Annotated in this window: 20 protein-coding genes; 14 read left to right on the forward strand and 6 right to left on the reverse strand. The window is 71.1% G+C overall.

The genetic code is table 11. The features are described from left to right. Positions 1-32: 32 nt before the first annotated feature. Positions 33-515 carry a MarR family winged helix-turn-helix transcriptional regulator gene (locus OU416_RS05665; RefSeq protein WP_270925739.1) on the reverse strand — a complete coding sequence of 161 codons (483 nt, stop codon included), beginning with the start codon at positions 513-515 and terminating at the stop codon, positions 33-35. A 56-nt stretch (positions 516-571) separates the two neighbouring features. Between OU416_RS05665 and OU416_RS05670 the strand changes: the two genes are divergently transcribed. Both OU416_RS05670 and OU416_RS05675 read left to right on the forward strand, forming a co-directional pair. After that, positions 572-1,024, forward strand: coding sequence for an SRPBCC family protein (locus OU416_RS05670; protein WP_270925740.1), 453 nt, complete (start codon positions 572-574; stop codon positions 1,022-1,024). Positions 1,025-1,195: 171 nt separating this feature from the next. Beyond that, positions 1,196-2,044 carry an LLM class flavin-dependent oxidoreductase gene (locus OU416_RS05675; protein ID WP_270925741.1) on the forward strand — a complete coding sequence of 283 codons (849 nt, stop codon included), beginning with the start codon at positions 1,196-1,198 and terminating at the stop codon, positions 2,042-2,044. 36 nt (positions 2,045-2,080) lie between these two features. Here the strand turns inward: OU416_RS05675 and gabT are convergent, their stop codons facing one another. Both gabT and OU416_RS05685 read right to left on the reverse strand, forming a co-directional pair. Then, complete coding sequence (gabT, locus tag OU416_RS05680) at positions 2,081-3,400, reverse strand: 4-aminobutyrate--2-oxoglutarate transaminase (protein ID WP_270925742.1); 1,320 nt, start codon at positions 3,398-3,400, stop codon at positions 2,081-2,083. Between the two features lie 102 nt (positions 3,401-3,502). Then, entirely contained in the window at positions 3,503-4,102 is a 600-nt protein-coding gene (locus OU416_RS05685; RefSeq protein ID WP_270925743.1) for a hypothetical protein, read from the reverse strand. 185 nt (positions 4,103-4,287) lie between these two features. Between OU416_RS05685 and OU416_RS05690 the strand changes: the two genes are divergently transcribed. From OU416_RS05690 to OU416_RS05720, 7 genes are all read left to right on the forward strand, one after another. Further along, complete coding sequence (locus OU416_RS05690; protein WP_270925744.1) at positions 4,288-4,875, forward strand: TetR/AcrR family transcriptional regulator; 588 nt, start codon at positions 4,288-4,290, stop codon at positions 4,873-4,875. Between the two features lie 87 nt (positions 4,876-4,962). Beyond that, on the forward strand, positions 4,963-6,414 hold the full coding sequence (locus OU416_RS05695; RefSeq protein ID WP_270925745.1) for a PucR family transcriptional regulator: 1,452 nt from the start codon (positions 4,963-4,965) through the stop codon (positions 6,412-6,414). A gap of 14 nt (positions 6,415-6,428) precedes the next feature. Next, positions 6,429-7,838 (forward strand): helix-turn-helix domain-containing protein, encoded by a 1,410-nt coding sequence (locus tag OU416_RS05700; protein WP_270925746.1) that lies wholly within the window; start codon positions 6,429-6,431, stop codon positions 7,836-7,838. Positions 7,839-8,332: 494 nt separating this feature from the next. Then, on the forward strand, positions 8,333-9,745 hold the full coding sequence (locus tag OU416_RS05705; protein ID WP_270925747.1) for a purine-cytosine permease family protein: 1,413 nt from the start codon (positions 8,333-8,335) through the stop codon (positions 9,743-9,745). A 24-nt stretch (positions 9,746-9,769) separates the two neighbouring features. Next, entirely contained in the window at positions 9,770-11,062 is a 1,293-nt protein-coding gene (locus OU416_RS05710; RefSeq protein ID WP_270925748.1) for a flavin monoamine oxidase family protein, read from the forward strand. An 11-nt stretch (positions 11,063-11,073) separates the two neighbouring features. Continuing rightward, positions 11,074-12,015: an agmatinase gene (gene speB / locus OU416_RS05715; RefSeq protein ID WP_270925749.1), complete on the forward strand. Its 942-nt coding sequence runs from the start codon at positions 11,074-11,076 to the stop codon at positions 12,013-12,015. Next, a complete protein-coding gene (locus OU416_RS05720) occupies positions 12,015-13,439 on the forward strand; it encodes a gamma-aminobutyraldehyde dehydrogenase (protein WP_270925750.1) in 1,425 nt (474 codons plus the stop codon). Before speB ends, OU416_RS05720 begins: the two co-directional genes overlap by 1 nt. Before the next feature lie 93 nt (positions 13,440-13,532). Here OU416_RS05720 and OU416_RS05725 read toward each other — a convergent pair whose 3' ends face one another. Further along, positions 13,533-14,405, reverse strand: a complete 873-nt coding sequence (locus OU416_RS05725; RefSeq protein WP_270925751.1) for an NmrA family NAD(P)-binding protein — start codon at positions 14,403-14,405, stop codon at positions 13,533-13,535. 45 nt (positions 14,406-14,450) lie between these two features. Here OU416_RS05725 and OU416_RS05730 point away from each other — a divergent pair, with 45 nt between their 5' ends. Together OU416_RS05730 and OU416_RS05735 are read left to right on the forward strand one after the other, a co-directional pair. Next, positions 14,451-14,822: a MerR family transcriptional regulator gene (locus tag OU416_RS05730; RefSeq protein ID WP_270925752.1), complete on the forward strand. Its 372-nt coding sequence runs from the start codon at positions 14,451-14,453 to the stop codon at positions 14,820-14,822. 104 nt (positions 14,823-14,926) lie between these two features. Next, positions 14,927-16,360: an aldehyde dehydrogenase family protein gene (locus OU416_RS05735; RefSeq protein ID WP_270925753.1), complete on the forward strand. Its 1,434-nt coding sequence runs from the start codon at positions 14,927-14,929 to the stop codon at positions 16,358-16,360. A 154-nt stretch (positions 16,361-16,514) separates the two neighbouring features. On the opposite strand, the gene OU416_RS05740 is transcribed toward OU416_RS05735, so the two are convergent. Then, positions 16,515-16,799 (reverse strand): DUF2631 domain-containing protein, encoded by a 285-nt coding sequence (locus OU416_RS05740; protein ID WP_270925754.1) that lies wholly within the window; start codon positions 16,797-16,799, stop codon positions 16,515-16,517. A gap of 186 nt (positions 16,800-16,985) precedes the next feature. Then, positions 16,986-17,258, reverse strand: coding sequence for a GlsB/YeaQ/YmgE family stress response membrane protein (locus tag OU416_RS05745; protein WP_270925755.1), 273 nt, complete (start codon positions 17,256-17,258; stop codon positions 16,986-16,988). A 97-nt stretch (positions 17,259-17,355) separates the two neighbouring features. Here OU416_RS05745 and dxr point away from each other — a divergent pair, with 97 nt between their 5' ends. The 3 genes from dxr to ispG all read left to right on the forward strand — a co-directional run bounded on the left by dxr (position 17,356) and on the right by ispG (position 21,377). Further along, entirely contained in the window at positions 17,356-18,597 is a 1,242-nt protein-coding gene (dxr, locus tag OU416_RS05750) for a 1-deoxy-D-xylulose-5-phosphate reductoisomerase (RefSeq protein ID WP_270925756.1), read from the forward strand. Next, a complete protein-coding gene (locus OU416_RS05755; protein ID WP_270925757.1) occupies positions 18,598-19,881 on the forward strand; it encodes a M50 family metallopeptidase in 1,284 nt (427 codons plus the stop codon). It abuts the gene before it with no gap. 347 nt (positions 19,882-20,228) lie between these two features. Next, entirely contained in the window at positions 20,229-21,377 is a 1,149-nt protein-coding gene (gene ispG / locus OU416_RS05760; protein WP_270925758.1) for a flavodoxin-dependent (E)-4-hydroxy-3-methylbut-2-enyl-diphosphate synthase, read from the forward strand. Positions 21,378-21,520 lie beyond the last annotated feature (143 nt).

Consider the following 21,520-nt stretch of genomic DNA (forward strand, 5'->3'; position numbering starts at 1 on the left):
GGTTCATCAGCTCGTGTGTTCGGGATCGCGGGTCAGGGCAGTTCGGATTCGAGGCGGCGCTGCAGTTCGCGGAGGGTTTCGCGGGCGAGGTCGAGCCTTTCCGGGTCGAGGCCTTCAGTGGTGCGCAGGGCCAGCTGGGTGTAGGCCGCTTGCATCCTGCGCAGTGCGTCCCGGCCGGTCGGGGTGACTTCGAGCAGCTTGGCCCGCTGGTGCGCGGGGTTGGGCTGGTAGCAGGCGAGTCCGTCCTCGACGAGCAGGTCCGCGACGCGCTGAACGCTCTGGCGCGTGTGGCCGAGGTGGCCCGCGATGGTGCCGACCGGGGCGGCTTCGTGCTCGACCTCGGCGAGGACCTGCCAGCGCGCCAAGCTCTGGCCGGTGGGCCGGGCGATGCCGTTGCCGATCGCCTCGACGACGTTGGCGAGCCTGCCGACCTGGTCGATCAGTGCGGCGTAGGCATCGCAGGCTTGATCGCCGTTCTTGACAGCATGCTGTCGTATCGCTAGCTTGTCGAACACGACAGCATGCTGTCATGCAGTGATTCCGTTCGCAACGGGTGAACCAGGAGATCCGCATGCCTTCCGCGCCTCGCCCACTCCTGATCTCACGCGAGATCACCATCGCCGCACCGCCGTCGGCGGTGTTCTCGGTGCTCGCCGATCCGCACCGCCACGCCGATTTCGACGGTTCGGGCACCGTGCAGAACGCGGTCTCGGGCCCGCACCGGTTGAGCTTGCACGACACGTTCAAGACGGCCATGAAGCTGTTCGGTGTGCGCTACCGGATCGTCAACACGGTCGTGGAGTTCGAGGCGGACCGGCGCATCGCCTGGTGCCACTCCGGCAAGCACCGCTGGCGCTACGAACTCCACGAGGTCGACGGCGGCACGAAGGTGACCGAGACCTTCGACCTCTCCACCTCACCGGTGCGCGGACTGCTCGTGCGCACACCGTGGCCCCGCCGGAACGCCGAGGGCATCGAGAAGACCCTGCTGCGGCTCAAAGCACTGATCGAGAACCGCGCCTGAACCCCACCAGCAGCGAGACCTGTGGCCGACCGCATCGTCGCACCGGCACTCGAATTGCCGCGGCACCTCACCACAGCGCCGGAAGTGCTCATCGCCGACATCCGGGAGTTCTTCCGCTCCCTCCCGGGCGAGGCCTGACTCGAGTTCACCCCACCGCAGAGAGGAATCGCAGTGCAGATCGGCATCGGACTTCCGAACCAGGTGCGTGATGTCACCGCATCGACCATTCCGCGCTGGGCAGCTCGGGCCGAGGAAGCGGAGTTCTCCACCCTCGCCACGACCGGGCGCTACGCGTACCCGGGTGTGAGCGACACCGTAGCGCTCGCGGCCGCTGCGGGGGCGACCACGACGATCGGACTGCTCAGCGCGGTTCTGCTGGCCCCGACGTGGCCCGGTGCCTTGCTGGCCAAGGAGATCGCGGGCATCGACGGCGTCTCCGGCGGCCGTCTCACGCTGGGCGTCGGCGTCGGGTCGCGCGAGGACGAGTTCACCGTGCCCGGGCACGGGCTGGACGGTCGCGGCGCGCGGCTGGAATCCGACCTGGCGACCTACCGCGAGGTCTGGAGCGGCGAGCCGGTCGGCGGCGGGCCGAACCCGGCCGTGCCATCGGGAACCCGGCAGGTGCCCGTGCTGTTCGGCGGGTACTCCACTGCCGCGCTGAACCGCATGGTGCGCTGGGGCGAGGGCTACATCGGCGGTTCGCTGCCGCCGACCGTGACAGCGCCCAGCTTCGAGGCGGCGAAACGCGCTTGGCGGGAGGCAGGTCGCCGGGGTGCCCCGAAACTCGTCGTGCTCGCCTACTTCGCACTGGGCGACGCCGAGGCCGGCCGGGCGAACATCCAGGACTTCTACCGGCTGGCCCCCGAGCACATCGCCGCCAACGCGGTGCTCTGCACCACCCGGGAGGCGATCGAGCGGTCCATCGCGCAGTACACCGACCTCGGTGTGGACGAGATCATCTTCGTTCCCGCCACGGACGATGTCGACGAGGTCGCCCGGCTCGCCGACATCGTCAGCTGAACGACCGGCCGGCGCCGGAACAGCGTCGCGCAGGCCTCAGCTGCTCGTGTGCTCGCGGATCGCCTCCTCCAGGACTTCGAGGCCTTCGGTCAGGAGGGCGTGGTCGATGACCAGGGGCGGGAGCAGGCGGATCACGTTGCCGTAGGTGCCGCAGGTGAGGATCACGACGCCTCGGGCGTGGCAGGTCTTGGCGATCTTGGCGGTCAGCTCCGGGTCCGGTTCGGTCGTGCCCGGCTTGACGAACTCGATGCCGATCATCGCGCCGCGGCCGCGCACGTCGAGGATCGCTCCGGTGGCCAGGGCTCGCAGCCGGGGGAGCACCAGGTCGCCGATGGCGCGGGCGGCTCCGGCCAGGTCTCGCTCGCGCATCGCGTGGATCGCGCCGAGCGCGCCTGCGCAGGCGATCGGGTTGCCGCCGTAGGTGCCGCCCAGGCTGCTCGGCGGCATGGCGTCCATCAGGTCGGCGTGTCCCGTGACCGCCGCCAGCGGCAGGCCGCCCGCGATGCCCTTGGCGGTGGTGATCAGGTCCGGCACCACGTTCTCGTGGTCGCAGGCGAACCAGGCGCCGGTCCGGCAGAAGCCGGTCTGGATCTCGTCGGCGATGAACAGCACGCCGTTGTCGGCGCACCACTTCGCGATCGCGGGCAGGAAACCCGGTGCGGGCTCGATGAACCCGCCCTCGCCCTGGATCGGCTCGATCAGCACCGCGGCCACCTGGTCGGCGCCGAGCTGCTTGTCGATCCGCTCGATGGCCTCGCGCGCGACCTGCTCGCCGGGGCGGCCGTCGCGCGCCGGGTAGGACATCGGCACCCGGTAGACCTCCGGGGCGAACGGGCCGAAGCCGTGCTTGTACGGCACGGACTTCGCGGTCAGCGCCATGGTCAGGTTGGTGCGGCCGTGGTAGGCGTGGTCGAAGGCCACGATCGCCGGGCGGCCGGTGGCCCGGCGGGCGATCTTGACCGCGTTCTCCACGGCCTCGGCGCCGGAGTTGAACAGCGCGCTGCGCTTCTCGTGGTCGCCGGGTGTCAGCGCGGCGAGCTCCTCGCAGACCTGCAGGTAGTTCTCGTAGGGCGTCACCATGAAGCAGGTGTGGGTGAACTCGGCGACCTGACGCCGCACCGGCTCGACGACCTCCGGCGCGGCGTTGCCCACGTTGGTGACCGCGATGCCCGAGCCGAGGTCGATCAGCGAGTTGCCGTCGACGTCGTGCAGCACCCCGCCCGCGGCCTCGGTGATGTAGACGGGCAGCACGCTGGACACGCCGCCTGCCACCGTCGCGGCGCGGCGCCGCTGCAGCTCGCGGGAGTTCGGTCCGGGGATCTCGGTGCGCAGAACGCGCGCCTGGGCGGTGGTCACGGGGCCTCCTGGTCGTGTCGTACTGGGACCAGACTCGGTGGGAGGTGCCGATCCGAACAGGTGCCGATCTGGTTAGCCCGGGTGCGCGGATTGGACACAATGTCAGGCGGTGGCCGACGTTCTCGCCGGCTCGTCGCGCTGCTTCCGCAGCACGACGCTCAGGCGGATAGCGGAGACGAGGAAGAAGAGCCCGCCGAGGGTCGCGTAGCCGGCCACGCCGGCGATGTTGCCGTTGCCCTGGAACGCCTGAGCCAGGAAGGACACCCCGGCTAGGACCGAGATGCCGCCGCTGAGGATCTGCGGCACCTGGCCGCCGGAACGTCGCTGCCGAACGGCGGCGAGGAGCTGGGGAATGCCGGACCCCACGGCCCACGCACCCCAGACCCCGAGCGCGGCGGGGACGGACACCGTCGATGCCACGCCGAGCGCGATGGCGACGATGGCGCTGACGGCCACGTTGACCCACTCCGCCGCCCGCGTGCCGGGCGCGCGGTGCGGAGATCGCAGCTGCCACAGGACGGCGGCCGCGTCGAAGAGCGGGTAGATGACCACGAGGGCGGTGAGCGCCGGCCCCGCGGTCGTCGAGGTCGCGAACAGCAGCCCTGCCCAGACGACGGCGAACGCGAAGCGGATGAAGTACAGGCGGCGCAGCGCCGCGCTGAACGTCGCCGCGAGGCTCGAGTCGATGGCGGACGTGGTCATGGAAATTCCTCTCGTTGGGCCTCGCGGGCTCAGCCGACGGCGGTCGTGACGAAGACGGGCACGGGTCCGCGCGCGGCGAGTCCCTCCTCGGCCAGCCGAAGTAGAGTTACTAGTTCGTCTACATCGCATAACCTAGACTGCCACTCGGTGTCGGCGCAACAGCCGGACCGAGGCGGAAGGACGACATGCACACCGACAGCACGGAACCGGCGACTCGTACCTCGTCGGGCTCCGTTACCCGGGCGCGGATCCTCGGCGCCGCGAGCGAGCTGTTCTACTCCCACGGCATCCGCGCGACGAGCGCCGACCGCATCATCGAGAAGGTCGGCATCACGAAGGTCACCTTCTACCGCCACTTCCGCACCAAGAGCGAGCTGGTGGTCGCCTACCTGGAAGAGCAGGCCGCAGCGGAGCGGGCGTGGATGCGGAGCGTGCGCCGCGAGAGCGACCCGGCGGGGACGTTGCGGGCGCTGGCCGCCGACATCGGCGCCGCGAGCTGCCGTCCGGGATTCCGGGGGTGCGCGTTCATCAACGCTGCGTCGGAGTTCGCCGACCCCGACGACCCGGTCCGCCGCGCCGTCGACGCGCACCGCCGGTGGATGCACGGAGAATTCGCCGAAATCGCCGCGGAAGCGGGGGCGATCGACGTCGACTCCACGTCGAGGCAGCTGATGATCCTCCGGGACGGAGCGATGGTGAACGGGTACCTCGACGACCCGAAGCCCGTCGACGAGTCGCTCGCCGCCGCGTTCATCTCGGTCATCGGGCTGTGACGACCTCCGGGTGAGGCGCCGATCCGGGCAGGTGCCGTTCTGGTTAGCTCGGGTGCGGGGAGTGGACACGATGTCGGGAGGTGGCCGGTGCCGTTGACGTTGCGCGACCTGGTCTCGGACACCGCGCTGGGCCTCACCGCGCGTGCCGGGGAGCGGGCGCTGGACCGGCCGATCGCGTGGGTGCACACCAGCGAGCTCGCCGATCCGGCACCGTTCCTGGAGGGCGGCGAGCTGCTGCTCACCACCGGGCTCGCGCTGGGCGCCGAGGACTGCGCCGCGCTCGTCGAGCGGTTGACCTCGGTGGGCGCCGCGGCGCTGGGATTCGGCGTCGGGTTGAGCCACCGGGCGATCCCCGCCGAGCTGGTGGACGCCGCCGAGCGCGCCGGGCTGCCGCTGCTCGAAGTGCCCCGGCCGACGCCGTTCATCGCGATCAGCAAAGCGGTTTCGCACGCCGTCGCCGCCGACGAGTACGCGAGCCTGCGGCGCACGAGCCGCGCGCAGCACGAGCTCGCGCAGGCAGCGGGCACGACCAACGGGATCAACGCGCTGGTGCGCAAGCTCGCGCGGCTGCTCGACGCCTGGGTGCTGCTGCTGGATCCCAGCGGGCGGCTGCTGCACAGCGCGCCGGTCGCAGCCGGTTCCCGGCTGGGGCAGCTGACGTCCGAAGTGGACAAGATGCGTGCCAGGCGGGGTCTGGCCGCGGCCGGTTTCCCGCTCGGCGACCAGGAAGTGAGCATGCAGGCGCTGGGCGGCCGGGCGCGCGGTTTCCTGGTCGTGGGCCGCGACGGGCCCTTCGCCACCACCGACCACCACGTGATCAACTCGGCGGCTTCGCTGCTGACGCTCGCACTGGAGCAGGTCGAGGCGCTGGGTGCGGCGCGCCGGCGGCTGCGATCGGGATTCCTGGAGCTGATGCTGCGCGGCGAACCGGTGCGGGACGTGTTCGGGGATCTGCACGCCGAACTCCCGCCCGAGCCGTTCCGGGTGGTGGTGCTGCTGGGTGCGCGCGATCGCGACGAGCTGGTGGCCAGGCTGGGTGCCGACCAGCCGAGCGCGCCCGTCTACCTGGCCGAACGCGGTGACGCGGTGATCGGACTGGTCGCCGACGACGCGCTGGACTGGATCACCGCCCAGCCCGGACTCGCCGTCGGCGTGTCCGAACCGTGCACCGCGGCCGGGCTCGCCGGAGGATTGCGGCAGGCCGAGCAGGCCGCGCAGGTGGCCAAGCGCGGTGACGCCGCGGTGCGGTTCTCCGAGCTGGCCGGGCGCGGGTTGCTCGACCTGGTGCCCGCGGGTGATGCGCGGGCCTTCGCCGAGGCCGTGCTCGCGCCGCTGCGGGACCAGGAGGTGCTGATCCGGTCGTTGCAGGCCTGGCTGGCGCACCACGGCCAGTGGGATCCGGCGGCCAGCAGGCTGGGCGTGCACCGGCACACCTTGCGCAACCGCGTGCACAAGGTGGAGGAGCTGCTCGGGCGCAGCCTCGACCAGCCCGGCGTGCGCGCGGAGCTGTGGCTGGCCCTGCAAGTGCTCGGCGCGTGAGGTGAGGTGTTGCGGTGCTCGTCGACGATCTGCTGAACCTGCCGGAACTCGACCTGCGGGTGCGGGTGCGCGGCCGGGTGGACCGGCCGATCCGCTGGGTGCACACCATCGAGATCCAGGCGCCGGGGCGTTTCCTGCGCGGTGGCGAGGTGGTGCTGACCGCGGGTGTGTGGCGCACGGCCGGGATCACCGCGGAGGCCTTCGTGGCCGACCTCGTCGCGGCCGACGTCGCGGCCGTCGGGTTCGGCCTGGTGCCACCGGAGGCGCAGGTGCCCGAGGAGTTCGTGGCCGCCGCGCGCGAGCACGGGCTGACCTGCTTCGTGGTTCCCGTCGAGGTCGCGTTCCTGCAGATCGTGGAGGCCTTCGTCAGCACCAAGCGGGCGGAGTGGGAGCGCCCGCTGCGCCGCCACCTCGCGCAGCACGACGCGATCGTGGCCGCGCTGCGGATCGACCGCGGCGTCGGCACCGTGGTCGGCACGCTGGCCAAGCAGCTCGGCGAGCCGGTGGCGGTGCGCGTCGCAGGCGCACTGGTGGCCGGGGAGGCGCCGACGCCGGACCACCCGTTGCCGCTGGTGGGCGAGGGACTGGCGGAGGCGGAGCTGCTGCTGCCCAGGCCGCTGGGCGAACTCGACGTCGAGCAGCAGGCGGCCGTGGTGCAGGCCATGCCGTTCATCGCGCTGGAGATCGAGCGCACGCGAGCGGTCCGCGCGACGGAGCTGCGCTACGCGTGGGAGCTCTTCGAGTGGGTCCACAGCGGAGCGGTGGGGATCGAGACCGTCCGCACGCGGCTGCACTCGCTCGGCCTGCCGCCGGACGGTCCGATCGCCGCGGTCGTGGTGCGCACGGCCAGCCCGGACGCCGTGGCGCTGCGACTCGGCGACCTGCTGGGCACCGATGGCGTGGCGGCCCAGCGCGGCAGCGATGTCGTCGCGTTCGCACGGGTCGCCGACAGCGCGGCCGACCTGGCGCGGCGGATCCACGACTCGCTGGGCAGCGGCTCGCACGTCGGTGTCGGCAAGCCGGGCAGTGCCGCGGAGCTGCGGGTGAGCCTGCTGCAGGCGGCGCACGCCGCTGAGGCGGTGTCGTCGCGGAGCGGACGTGGCTGGATGACGCACGAGCAGCTGAGCAGCCCGGCGCTGCTGCTCTCGGCGCAGGACCCGGAACTGCTGGCGGCCACCTCCCGAACGCTGCTCGGCCCGGTGCTCGACCACGACGAGCGGCGCGGCAGCGACCTCGTGCCGTCGCTGGAGGTGTACCTCGACGCGGGCGGCCGCTGGCAGGAAGCGGCGCAGCGCCTCCACGTGCACATCAACACCCTGCGCCACCGCATGAGCCGGGTCGAGGAGCTGACCGGCCGGAGCCTCTCCAGCACGGCGGACCGGGTGGACCTCTTCCTCGCCCTCCGCGCCCTCCGCCAGTCCTGACCGGACTCCCGCGAGCACTTCCGAGTGAAGAACGCCCAAAACCCCGATCATGCCCCCCACCTGCGCAAACACGATCCGTGTGGCGGGCGGGGCGTCAATTTCGTACGAAATTGACCGTCACCCGGGTGAACGTCAATTTCGTACGAAATTGACACCCCTTCCTCAAGGGCGGGGTGCGCGTCGGACGATCGTCTTCGGGGATTGTGCGATCCACCAACGTCGGAGGGGGACTTCGGAGGATCGGTGACTACCTCCGGTCGGTGACCGGGGCCACGCTGTGTTCCGGTGCCGCGCGGCCACCAGATCCCGAGGAGGTCGACGAATGAACCCCTCGTGTCGAGTCCTGCTCAACCGCACCTCAGGGGACCGTGATGCAACCCGGCCATAAGAAACCGCAAAACGCGAGATCGATTCTGGGCGCAACCACCACTGAAAAACGCGGAGAGGCGGGACTGCCCTCAGAACCGAGACCGGCCGCGCCCGTCGCCATCGAGGTGCACGGCGTCGACACCATTCCCGATGCCGACCGCACCGGGCGGCCGCGCGACATCGCCGGGATCCTGCTCGGCTCGAACCTGTGCCTCGGAGTGGTCATCTTCGGCTGGCTGCCCGCCTCGTTCGGCCTGGAGTTCTGGCCCGCCGCGACCTCGATGATCGCCGGGACGCTGCTGGGCACCCTGCTGGTGGCACCGCTGGCGCTGGTGTCGCTGCGCACCGGTACCAACCTGTCCACCAGCAGCGGCGGGCACTTCGGGGTACGCGGGCGGCTGATCGGCTCGGTCATCGGGCTGCTGCTGTCGCTGGGCTACGCGGCGCTGACGGTCTGGACCGGCGGGGCGGCCGTCGTCGGCCCGCTGCACCGGATGTTCGGGCTGCCCGACGACGGGGTCAGCCACAGCGTCACCTACGCGGTGCTCGCCGTCCTGTCGGTGCTGGTCGCGATCTTCGGCTACCAGCTTTTGACCAGGCTGAGCAAGTGGGTCGCGCTGGGCACGCTGGTGCTGATGGCGGCCGGGATCTTCGCCTACGCCGACCGGTTCCAGACCGGCCCGGTCACCGACTCCGGTTACCTGCTCGGCGACTTCTGGAGCACCTGGGCGTTGTCGGTGGTCGCCGCCGGGCTCAGCGGGCCGATGGCGTTCATCACGCTGCTCGGCGACTACAGCCGCTACGTCTCGCCGCGCCGCCACTCCGCCCGCAAGGTGTTCGCCGCGACCTGCGCGGGCATGCTGCTCGGGCTGCTGATCCCGCAGCTGTTCGGCACGTTCACCGCCTTCGCCTCCCGCGCCGCCGACGACTACGTCGGCCCGCTGGTCGCCGCCGCACCGCTGTGGTTCCTGCTGCCGCTGCTGCTCAACGGGGTGTTCGGCACCATCGGCAACGCCGGTGTGCTGATCTACAGCATGGGGCTGGACCTGGATGCGATCGTGCCGCCGCTGTCGCGGGTCAAGGCGACCGTCCTGACCTCCGCGATCTCCACCGTGCTGGTGTTCCTCGGCTACTTCGCCTGGGACGCGCAGGACGCGGTGACCGCGTTCGTGCTGCTGCTCACCGCGGTGGGCACGCCGTGGGCGGTGATCACCCTGATCGGCTTCGCGCAGTGCCGGGGCGTGTACGACCCGGACGCGCTGCAGGTCTACAACCGCCGCTCGCGGGGCGGCATCTACTGGTACGCGGGGGGCTGGAACCCGCGGGCCGTCGCGGCCTGGGGGATCGGCTCGCTGGTCGGGCTGCTGGCGGTGGACACCGCGCTGTACAAGGGGCCGCTGCTGGCGCTGACCGGCGGCATCGACCTGAGCTTCGTGCTGGCGGCCGCGGTCACCGCCGCGAGCTACCTGCTGCTGGGCATCGGCAGTCCGCAACCGGTGCCCGCCGAACCCGGCGTTCGGGCAACCGCGAACGTCTGATCTCCGAATGAACGAGGAAGTGCAATGGATCGTCACGACGTGGTCGTCATCGGTGCCGGCTTCGCCGGGCTCACCGCCGCGCGCGACCTGCGCGAAGCGGGCAAGGACGTGCTGGTCCTGGAGGCCCGGGACCGCATCGGCGGCTCCACCTGGTACCAGCCGGACGTGTTCGACGGTGTCGGGCTGGAGATGGGCGGCACCTGGATCGTCCCGCAGCAGACCCACGTGTGGGCCGAGGTGCAGCGCTACGGCATCCCGGTGGAGGACAGCGAGCTGCCCGGCCGGATGACCTGGTCCGACCGCGGCACGGTGCTGGACACCCTGCTGCCGGTGCCGCCGCAGGAGTACGAGCAGCTGGAGCACGCCGTGCGGGCGCTGATCGCCGACGCGTCCCGGTTCGACCCGCTGCGGCCGCTGTCCGAGCAGGACGTCGCCGACCTCGACGTGCCGATCCGGCAGTGGGCCGAGAACGCCGGTCTGACCGGCAACGCCAAGGAACTGATGATGTCCTGGTTCTGCGGCTGCGCCAACGCCAACGAGGACACCGGTTCGGCGCTGGACATCCTCCGCTGGTGCTCCTCGATGGACAGTTCGCTGTGGGGCATGGTGCAGGCCAGCGTGCTGGGCTTCACCTTCACCAACGGCACCGCGTCGCTGGCGCGGGCGATCCTGGCCGACGGCGGCGCGCAGTTGCGGCTGTCCAGCCCGGTGCGCGAGGTCGAGTCCGACGACGAGGGCGTCACGGTCACCTACGACGGTGGGGTGGTGCGAGCGGACCGCGTGGTCATGACCACGCCGGTCGGCGTGTGGCAGGACATCGAGTTCTCCCCGGCGCTGCCCGCCGACAAGCTGGCGATCTCCCGGGAGAACCACGCCGGGCAGGGCCAGAAGGTCTGGGCGCTGGCCCGCAACGTGCCCGAGGACATCAGCGGTTTCGGCTGGGGGACCAGCTTCGACTACGTCGGCGCGATGAAGACCACCGAACGCGGTGTGGTGCTGGTCTGCTTCGCCCCCGAGCACGACCGCGTCGACGCCGCCGACCTCGCCGACGTGCAGCGCGCGGTGCGGGAGTTCGCCCCGGAAGCGGAAGTTCTCGACGCGCACTCGCACGCTTGGGTGCACGACGAGTACTCCAAGGGCACGTGGGCGACGTTCCGCGCCGGGCAGTTCGCCGAGTACGAGCTGTGCGTGGGCCGGACCGAGGGGCGGGTGCACTTCAGCGGTTCGCACACCGCGCGCCGCTGGCGGGCCTTCATCGACGGTGCGATCGAGTCCGGCAAGCGCACCGCCGCGGAGATCCTGGCGGCCGAGCAGTGAGGAACGAGAACATGAACGATCCGATCGGTCCGGTCGACGCCACGCGCGTGCCGCGCTACGGCGGGGACACCACGTTCGCGCGGCTGCCCCGGCTCGCCGACGTCGCGGACGCCGACGTGCTGCTCTGGGGCGTGCCCTTCGACACCGGCGTCAGCTACCGGCCCGGCGCCCGGTTCGGCCCCAACCACGTGCGGCAGAGCTCCCGGCTGCTGCGGCCGTACAACCCGGCGATGGACGCCGAGCCGTTCGCCGCCAGGCAGGTCGCCGACGCGGGCGACGTAGGGGTGAACCCGTTCGACATCCAGGAAGCGATCGGCACCATCGAGAGCAGTGCGCGGGAGCTGTCCGGCACCCGCCGCACGCTGCTGACCATCGGCGGCGACCACACCATCGCGCTGCCGCTGCTGCGGGTGCAGCACGAGCGGCACGGGCCGATCGCGGTGCTGCACTTCGACGCGCACCTGGACACCTGGGACACCTACTTCGGCGCGCCGCACACGCACGGCACCCCGTTCCGCCGCGCCGCCGAGGAAGGCCTGATCGACTTCGAGCACTCGATGCACGTCGGACTGCGCGGCCCGCTGTACTCGAAGCTCGACCTCGACGAGAGCGAGCGGCTGGGCTTCGCGGCGGTGCACTGCCGCGAGTTCGCCCGGACCCCGCTGGACACCATCATCGAGCGCGTTCGCGCCCGCCTCGGATCGCGGCCGGTGTACCTGTCCATCGACATCGACGTGCTGGACCCGGCGTTCGCGCCCGGCACCGGGACTCCCGAGGCCGGTGGGCTGTCCAGTCGCGAGCTGCTGGAAGTGGTGCGCGGGCTGGCCGACCTCAACGTGGTCGGCGCGGACCTGGTGGAGGTCGCCCCGGCCTACGACCACGCCGAGATCACCGGCATCGCCGCTGCTCACGTGCTCTACGACCTGCTCTGCATCCTGCCAGGAGGACGCTGATGCGCCGGATCCGCAACATCATCGACGGCCGGGCGGTGGACGCCCGCAGCGGCCTCACCACCGATCTGGTCGACCCCTGCACCGGAGTGGTCTTCGGCACCGCACCGCTTTCGTCCACTGAGGACGTCGAGCAGGCGTACGCGGCGGCCCGCGCGGCCTTCGCGCAGTGGCGGCGCACCACGCCCGCTGAGCGGCAGCGGCTGCTGCTGCGGCTGGCCGACGAGATCGAGCGGCGTGCCGAGGAGTTCGTCGCGGCGGAGGTGGAGAACACCGGCAAGCCGGTGGCCGCCACCCGCAGCGAGGAGGTCGATGCCGCCGTCGACCAGATCCGGTTCTTCGCCGGTGCGGCGCGGGTGCTGGAGGGCACCGCCGCCGCGGAGTACGCGCCAGGGCACACCTCCTACGTGCGGCGGGAACCGGTCGGCGTGGTCGGCCAGGTGGCGCCCTGGAACTACCCGCTGCTGATGGCGGTGTGGAAGATCGCCCCGGCGATCGCGGCGGGCAACGCGGTGGTGCTCAAGCCCGCCGACACCACGCCGGTGTCCGCGGTGCTGCTCGCCGAGGTGGCGGCGGAGATCCTCCCGCCCGGTGTGCTCAACGTCGTGTGCGGCGACCGGGAGACCGGGCAAGCCGTGGTCGCCGACTCGGCCGCGGCGATGGTGTCGATCACCGGGTCCACCCGCGCGGGCAGGCAGGTGGCCGCCGCGGCGGCCGAGGACGTCAAGCGCGTGCACCTGGAGCTGGGCGGGAAGGCACCCGCGCTGGTGTTCGCCGACGCGGACTTGAAGGCCGCGGCGGTGGGCATCGCGGCCGCGGGCACGTTCAACGCCGGTCAGGACTGCACCGCGGCGACCAGGGTGCTGGTGGAGCAGTCCGTGGCCGAGGAGTTCACCCGCCTGCTGGTCGAGGAGGTCAGCGCCCTGCGCCCCGGCCCGCCGTCCGATGTGGACGCCGACTTCGGGCCGCTGAACAACGCCGCCCAGCTGGCCCGCGTGCAGGGCATCGTCGACCGCCTGCCGGAGCACGCCCAGGTGCTCACCGGTGGCGAGCGGATCGGTGACGAGGGCTGCTTCTTCGCGCCGACGGTGCTCGCCGGTGTCCGCCAGGACGACGAGCCGGTGCAGGAGGAGATCTTCGGCCCGGTGCTCACCGTCCAGCAGTTCGCCGACGAGGCGGAAGCCCTGGAGCTGGCCAACGGCGTGAGCTACGCCCTGGCCGCCAGCGCCTGGACGCGCGATCACGGCCGGGCCCAGCGCTGCACCGCGGACCTGGATTTCGGCTGCGTCTGGGTGAACGCCCACATGGTCCTGGTCGCGGAGATGCCGCACGGCGGCTTCAAGCACTCGGGCTACGGCAAGGACCTCTCCCGCTACGGCTTCGAGGACTACACCCGCATCAAGCACGTGATGCACAGCCACACCTGACGGCCAGGTCTGCGCAGGTCAGGGCCCGTGAGTGCTTTGTGGGGCCATAGCACCACAAAGCACTCACGGGCGACCACCTGCGGAAAACGCTGATCAGTGGAACTCGGCGGCGTGGTCGGCGGCCCACTGCGCGAACGTTCGGGCCGGGTGGCCGGTGAGGTGTTCCACGCTGCCGGTGGTGCGAGCCGACTCCAGCCGGTGCTCGGAGGCGGCGATCAACGCCTCCACCAGCGCCTCGGGGCGGCCGTCCGCGAGCATCCGCGATCGCGCGAGGTCGGTGCGGACCGGCTCGAAGCGCAGTCGGCGCCCCAGGGCCGCACCGAGCTGCGCGACCTGATCGGCGCGGCTGAGCACTTCCGGCCCGGTGAGCACGTGGGGCCCGCGGCCGAACCGGTCGGCGAGCAGGACGGCCAGCGCCGCATCAGCGACGTCGCGCTCGTCGACGACGGCTGTTCGCGCGATGTCCGGCCCGGCCACGACATCGCCCGCGCGCAGCTGCGCGGCCCAGCCGCGGACGTTGGACGCCATCGTCTCGCTGCGCAGCACCACCGGACGCAGCCCGGCGTCGACGAGCAGCGCTTCCACGTCCGCGTGCACTTGGACGATCGGGTCCGTCTGCCGAGCGCGGTCGTCGTCGATGGCGGAGGACGAGAGGTAGACGACGCGCGGAGCTGCGCGGACGAGCTCCGGCAGCACGGCACGGGCCGGAGCCGCGTCGAGCAGCGGCCAGACCAGCAGGACCGCGTCGACGCCGCTCAGCGCAGTGCGGAGAACAGCTGGGTCGGTCAGGTCGCCGACCACCGGCTCCACGCCGGGACGCTCGTCCACCGGGTGCCTGTCGAGGCACCGCACCCGCGCGCCGCGGGCGACGAGGCGGTCGACGACCGCGCGCCCCAGGTTGCCTGCTGCGCCGGTGACGAGGATCAGATCGTGGGAAGTGCCGGTGCGGTGCGGGGATTCGGTCATGCTGGGCAAGCTATGGGTTCAGGTCGACATGAAGGCAAGGCCGAAGTGCGGACGATCGGAGAAGCAGCCGCCGAGCTCGGGATCGAGGCCCACGTGCTGCGCCACTGGGAGCAGGTCGGAGCGCTCGAGGCGCGCCGCGACAGCAAGGGCTACCGGATCTACGACGACGCCGCGCTGGAACGGGCCCGCACCGTGCTCAAGCTGCGGCGGGTCGGGCTCTCCCTGCCGGAGGTCATCGCTGCCACGGCGCCGACGAAGGACGCGGCGCAGGCCGTGGTCGCGGCGAAGATCGCCGAGCTCGAGAGCGAGGTGGCGTCCAGGCGAGCGGCCATCGTCTTCCTCCAGCACACCGTCGAGTGCCGCCACCGGTACCTGGACGAGTGCCCGGACTGCGCGACGTTCGCCCGCGAGCCGTGACGGTTTGGACAGCTGCGGCCGTGGCTGTGTACGGATTGGCAGTGCGGGCAGATCGGTTCCGGCCGTAGCGTCTGGGCAGGATCTGAGACGACAGGAGGCAGCCGATGTCATCGGTCATCGGGAACTGGGTCGCGGGCGAGCGGGTCATCAGCGACGCGACGTTCGACGTGCGGCACCCCTACGACGGCTCGGCGGTCGCCACCACGTGCTACGCCACCGACGCCGACGTGGAGCGCGCCGTCGCCGCCGCGGACGCGGTGCGCAAGGAGTTCGCCACCACGCCCGCGCACGTGCGGGCCGCCGCGCTGGACCACGTGACCCGGCGGCTCGAAGAGCGGGCCGAGGAGATCGCGCAGCTGATCACCGCCGAGAACGGCAAGCCGATCAGCTGGGCCCGCGGCGAGGTGGCCCGCGCCGTCTCCACCTTCCGGTGGGGCGCGGAGGAGGCCCGCCGGTTCTCCGGCGACCTGCAGCGGCTGGACACCGATCCGGGCGGAACCGGCCGGATGGCGCTGGTCCGCCGCGTCCCGCGCGGGCCCGTGCTCGGCATCGCGCCGTTCAACTTCCCGCTCAACCTGGTGGCGCACAAGGTCGCCCCGGCGCTGGCCGTCGGCGCGCCGATCGTGCTCAAGCCCGCGCCGAAGACACCGCTGTCCGCGCTGGTGCTGGGCGAGATCCTGGCCGAGACAGAGCTGCCCGCCGGCTCCTGGTCGGTGCTGACCACCAGCAACGACAAGGCCGCCGAGCTGGTCACCGACCCGCGGCTGCCGGTGGTCTCCTTCACCGGCTCCGGCCCGGTCGGCTGGGGGGTCCGCGACGCCGCACCGCGCAAGCACGTGACGCTCGAACTCGGTGGCAACGCCGCGGTCGTCGTCGACCAGACCTGGGCGGACCTGGACTTCGCCGCGGACCGGATCGCGACCTTCGCGATGTACCAGGCCGGGCAGTCGTGCATCTCCGTGCAGCGCGTCTACGTCCACCGCGACAGCTACGACGACCTCGCCGCCCGCGTGGTGAAGGCGGTGGAATCGCAGGTCACCGGCGATCCGAAGGATCCGGCGACCAAGGTCGGCCCGATGATCAACGAGGACGCCGCAGCGCGGTTGGAGGCCTGGGTCGGCGAGGCCGTCGACGCGGGCGCCGAGGTGCTCACCGGCGGCTCCCGCGAGGGCGCCACCTTCGCCCCGACCGTGCTGGCCGGCGTCCCGGAGGACGCGAAGGTCTCCTGCGAGGAGGTCTTCGGCCCGCTGCTGGTGCTGGCGCCGGTGGACTCGGTGGACGAGGCGTTCGAGAAGGTCAACGCCTCCCGCTACGGCCTTCAGGCCGGGGTGTTCACCCGCGACCTGCAGCTGGCCTTCCGCGCCGCGGCGGAGCTGGAGGTGGGCGGCGTGATCATCGGCGACGTGCCCAGCTTCCGCGCCGACCAGATGCCCTACGGCGGGGTGAAGGAATCCGGGGTCGGCCGCGAAGGCGTGCACGCCGCAATGCTCGACCTCACCCAGGAGCACGTCACGGTCCTCACCGGCATCACCATCTGAAACGCGACGCACGGAGCTTCTGCCCGGTGAAGGGCACCTTTAGGCAACTTACTTGCTAAAAGGTGCCCTTCACCGGGCACCTGATCGGGTTCACCGCCCTGAAACGCAGAACGCCGCTTCCGGGATCCGGAAGCGGCGTTCTCGTGCTCTCGCGTCAGCGGCGCCAGGCGGTCTTGCGCCGGCGCAGGTCGATCAGCAGGCCGACGGCCAGGCCGACCGCGATGATGACCAGCCACATGTCCTCGGTCTTGAACTGGCCGCCACCGCTGAGGATGCCCTGGTGGTTGCCGACCAGCATGATCAGGCACGCGAAGACGGAGAACCAGCCGGCGAACTGCGTCGCCTTCGGGAAACCGCCGTGCCAGCCCCACTCGACCGACGGTTCATCGGCCGGGTCGATGGCCTGGCCGGGCTTCTTCTCCAGCTCGGTGGTCGCCACGTTCCCCTCCTGGTGCCACGCCCGGCCGCGCGGGCCGGATGATGATGCTCGAAGTGCGGACCACGGACCAGTGATCCACCTACCCATCCTCGCACACGCCGTCGATGCGGTGACGTCCGCCCGTCTCGGCGCGAGCAGCGAAAAGGGTGCCGCGGAAGCCCCTTCCGCGACACCCCCAGGGGCGCGTCAGCCGTGCGATGCCGACTTGCGGCCGATGATCGCCCGGTAGCCGCCCAGCACGATCAGCGAGCCCACGACGGCCAGGATCCAGGTGCTCAGCGACCAGAACCGGTCGATGCCCACCCCGAAGATCCAGTTGCCGATCAGGCCGCCGACGAAGGCGCCGACGACCCCGAGCAGCATCGTGACGAGGATCCCGCCGCCGTCCTTGCCAGGCATGATCGCCTTGGCCAGCGCACCCACGATGAGTCCGAGAACGATCCATCCGATGATTCCCATGGCCGACCTCCTCCGTGCAACGTCCTATGGCCAGATCGTGACCCCGGATGGTGATTTGTGCACCGCGAGCGACTTCCCCTCACCTCCTTCGGGGACAATGGCGGTGATGCACGCCGACACCCCGAAACAGAGCGCTCCCGGCCCGCGCACCGTCCTGGTGCTCGGCTCCACCGGTTCCATCGGCACCCAGGCACTGGACGTGATCAGGAACAACCCGGACCGCTTCCGGGTCACCGGCCTGGCCGCGGGCGGCAGCGATCCGCTGACGCTGGCCGCGCAGGCGATCGAGTTCCAGGTCCGGACCGTGGCGGTGGCCGACAGCAGCGTCGTCGAAGACCTCCGCCTCGCCCTCCGAGCCGAAGCCGAGTCGCGCGGTCCGAGCGGCGCCCCGCTGCCCGACCTGCTGACCGGCCCGGACGCGGTGACCGACCTCATCGAGTCCACGCCCGCCGACGTGATCCTCAACGGGGTCGACGGCTCCCGCGGCCTCAAACCGACCCTGGCCGCGCTGGCCACCGGCTCCCAGCTGGCGCTGGCGAACAAGGAATCGCTGATCGCGGGCAGTTCGCTGGTGCTCGACGCGGCCGCGCCCGGGCAGATCGTGCCGGTCGACTCCGAGCACTCGGCGCTCGCGCAGTGCCTGCTCGGCAACCGCTCCGACGAGGTCGAGAAGCTGGTGCTGACCGCCTCCGGCGGGCCCTTCCGCGGCCGCAAGCGCGACGAGCTGGTCGACGTCACGGTGCAGCAGGCGCTGGCGCACCCGACCTGGTCGATGGGCAACGTGGTCACCATCAACTCGGCGACCCTGGTGAACAAGGGCCTGGAGCTGATCGAGGCGCACCTGCTGTTCGGCATCGGCTACGACCGCATCGAGGTGGCGGTGCACCCGCAGTCGATCGTGCACTCGATGGTCACCTACGCGGACGGCTCGACGATCGCCCAGGCAAGCCCGCCGAACATGCGCATCCCGATCGCGATGAGCCTGGAGTGGCCGCGCCGGGTGCCCGGGGCCGCGCCCGCGCTGGACTTCTCGAAGGCGCAGGAGTGGACCTTCGAACCGGTCGACGACGAGGCGTTCCCGGCGATCGAGCTGGCCCGCGCGGCCGGTTCCGGCGGCGGCTGCCTGCCCGCCGTCTACAACGCGGCCAACGAGGAAGCGCTGGCGGCTTTCGTGGACGGCCGACTCGGCTTCACCGGAATCGTGCAGACTGTGGGTGACGTGCTCGCCGGGGCCGACCAGTGGCGGTCCGCGCCGTCGAGCTTGGACGAGGTCTTCGCGGCCGAGGCCTGGGCGCGGACCAGGGCCAACGAGTTGGTGGCCGCGGGGAAGGCGGAGTAAGTGCTGGTCGTCGTTGGCATCTTGATCTTCTTCTTCGGGCTGCTGTTCTCCATCGCGTGGCACGAGCTGGGCCACCTGGCGGCTGCGAAGCTGTTCGGGATCAAGGTCACCCAGTACATGGTCGGCTTCGGCCGCACCATCTGGTCCCGGAAGAAGGGCGACACCGAGTACGGGATCAAGATGATCCCGTTCGGCGGCTACATCCGGATGATCGGCATGTTCCCGCCGAAGAAGGACGAGAAGTACGGGCGCACCGCCTCCTCCGCTCCGTGGCGGGCGATGATCGAGGACGCCCGGCAGATGTCCGCCGAGGAGATCACGCCCGAGGACGCGCACAAGCAGTTCTACCAGCGCAGCCCGTGGAAGCGGATCATCGTGATGGTGGCCGGGCCGGTGATGAACCTCATCCTGGCGGTCATCATCTTCGCCGGGATCCTGATGGGCCACGGCATGCTGACGCCGACCACCACGGTCTCCGCGGTCAGCGAGTGCGTGCTGCCCGCCAACGCGCCGGTCACCGACCGCTGCCCGGCCGACGCGCCGCCCTCCCCGGCCGCGGCGGCGGGCTTCCGGCCCGGCGACCGGATCCTGGAGTTCAACGGCAAGCCCTACACCACCTGGGAAGACCTGCAGCTGGCCATCCGCAGTTCGACCGGCCCGGTGCCGGTGGTGGTCGAGCGCGCCGGGCAGCGCGTCACGCTGACCCCGGACCTGATGCAGAACCAGATGCCGAAGATCGGCTCGACCAGCGAGTACGAGACGGTCGGCTTCCTCGGGCTCACCCCGACGCAGGTGCTGGTCAAGCAGGACATCGGCGGTGTGGTGAGCACCATCGGCGGGTTCGTCAGCCTCACCGCGGAGAAGGTCGTCGAGCTGCCGCAGCGGGTGCCGGACCTGGTCTCGGCGATCTTCGGCGGTGAGCGGCACGCCGACTCGCCGGTGGGCATCGTCGGCGCGAGCCGGCTGGGCGGCGAGGTGCTGGCCTCCGACGAGATCGGCGTGGACGCCCGGATCATGCTGATGTTCAACCTGCTGGCCGGGGTGAACCTCTCGCTGTTCGTGTTCAACATGCTGCCGCTGCTGCCGCTGGACGGCGGGCACATCGCCGGCGCGCTGTGGGAGTCGATCCGCCGCGGCTTCAACAAGCTGTTCCGGCGGCCGGACCCGGGGCCGTTCGACACCGCGCGGCTGATGCCGCTGGCGTACGCGATCAGCCTGATCTTCATCGCGTACTCGCTGCTGGTCCTGGTCGCCGACGTGGTGAACCCGGTGAAGCTCTTCTAGTGGGTTTCCGCTGGTCAGGTCCCGTGAGCGGTTCGGGGTGCCATAGCGCCCCGAACCGCTCACGGGCACTGCGCGCGGACCGGGCGCAAATGGGCACCGACGGGTGAAGGGCTGCGGCCGTGCAGACGTGGGCTCAGCGGGGCCGACGACTCGCTCCGCGGCTTGGGCGAACGGGTGATGGTGACCAGGTGGAATTGGGCTGAACACGACCTTGACTCACCGGGACGATCACGCAACGTGATCCGTCCTACCACCGTGACGTCCGGCCGGATGAACGCTCGCCGGTATCGTGGAGCGCAGGCGGTGGCAGCCGCCGAAGAACACCAGATAGAGGTGGAGAGGTTTCGATGACCGTCGATCTGGGCATGCCCGCGGCCGTGGCGCCGGTGCTCGCGGAACGGCGCAAGACCCGGCAGTTGCAGGTCGGAGCGGTCGGTGTGGGCAGCGAGTCGCCGATCTCGGTGCAGAGCATGACCACGACCGTCACCGCGGACATCAACGCCACGCTGCAGCAGATCGCCGAGCTGACCGCCTCGGGCTGCGACATCGTGCGGGTGGCGTGCCCGAGCGCGGACGACGCGGAGGCGCTGCCGGCGATCGCGAAGAAGTCGCAGATCCCGGTCATCGCCGACATCCACTTCCAGCCGAAGTACGTCTTCGCGGCGATCGAGGCCGGGTGCGCCGCGGTGCGGGTCAACCCGGGCAACATCAAGAAGTTCGACGACAAGGTCAAGGAGATCGCGCAGGCCGCCAAGGACCACGGCACGCCGATCCGGATCGGCGTCAACGCCGGTTCGCTGGACCCGCGGCTGATGCAGAAGTACGGCAAGGCCACTCCGGAGGCGCTGGCCGAGTCGGCGCTGTGGGAGGCGAGCCTGTTCGCCGAGCACGACTTCCACGACCTGAAGATCTCGGTGAAGCACAACGACCCGGTCGTGATGGTGCGCGCCTACGAGATCCTGGCCGAGCAGTGCGACTACCCGCTGCACCTCGGCGTCACCGAGGCCGGCCCGGCGTTCCAGGGCACGATCAAGTCCGCGGTCGCCTTCGGCGCGCTGCTGCGGCAGGGCATCGGCGACACCATCCGGGTCTCGCTGTCCGCGCCGCCGGTCGAGGAGATCAAGGTCGGCACGCAGATCCTGCAGTCGCTGAACCTGCGCCCCCGCAAGCTGGAGATCGTGTCCTGCCCGTCCTGCGGCCGCGCCCAGGTCGACGTCTACAAGCTCGCCGACGAGGTGACCGCCGGGCTGGAGGGCATGGAGGTGCCGCTGCGGGTCGCGGTCATGGGCTGCGTGGTCAACGGGCCGGGCGAGGCCCGCGAGGCGGACCTGGGCGTCGCCTCGGGCAACGGCAAGGGGCAGATCTTCGTCAAGGGCGAGGTCATCAAGACCGTGCCCGAGCACAAGATCGTCGAGACGCTGATCGAAGAGGCCATGCGCATCGCCGAGGACATGGAGCCCGCCGACGGTGACGCTCCGGTCGTGACGGTCGGTTGAGCCCGCTAGATCGGCCGTCCCCGGTTCGGGGGCGGCCGATCGTCTGCGTTCACCGCGCCCACCGGGCTGCTCCGAATGGGTGAGCGAGGGTTGTCCGGGAGCAACGCCTCCCGGCCGGGGGAGTTGCGCGGACGGCGTTTCTG

The sequence above is a fragment of the Saccharopolyspora indica genome (assembly GCF_027853965.1).
Taxonomy (GTDB): Bacteria; Actinomycetota; Actinomycetes; order Mycobacteriales; family Pseudonocardiaceae; genus Saccharopolyspora; species Saccharopolyspora indica.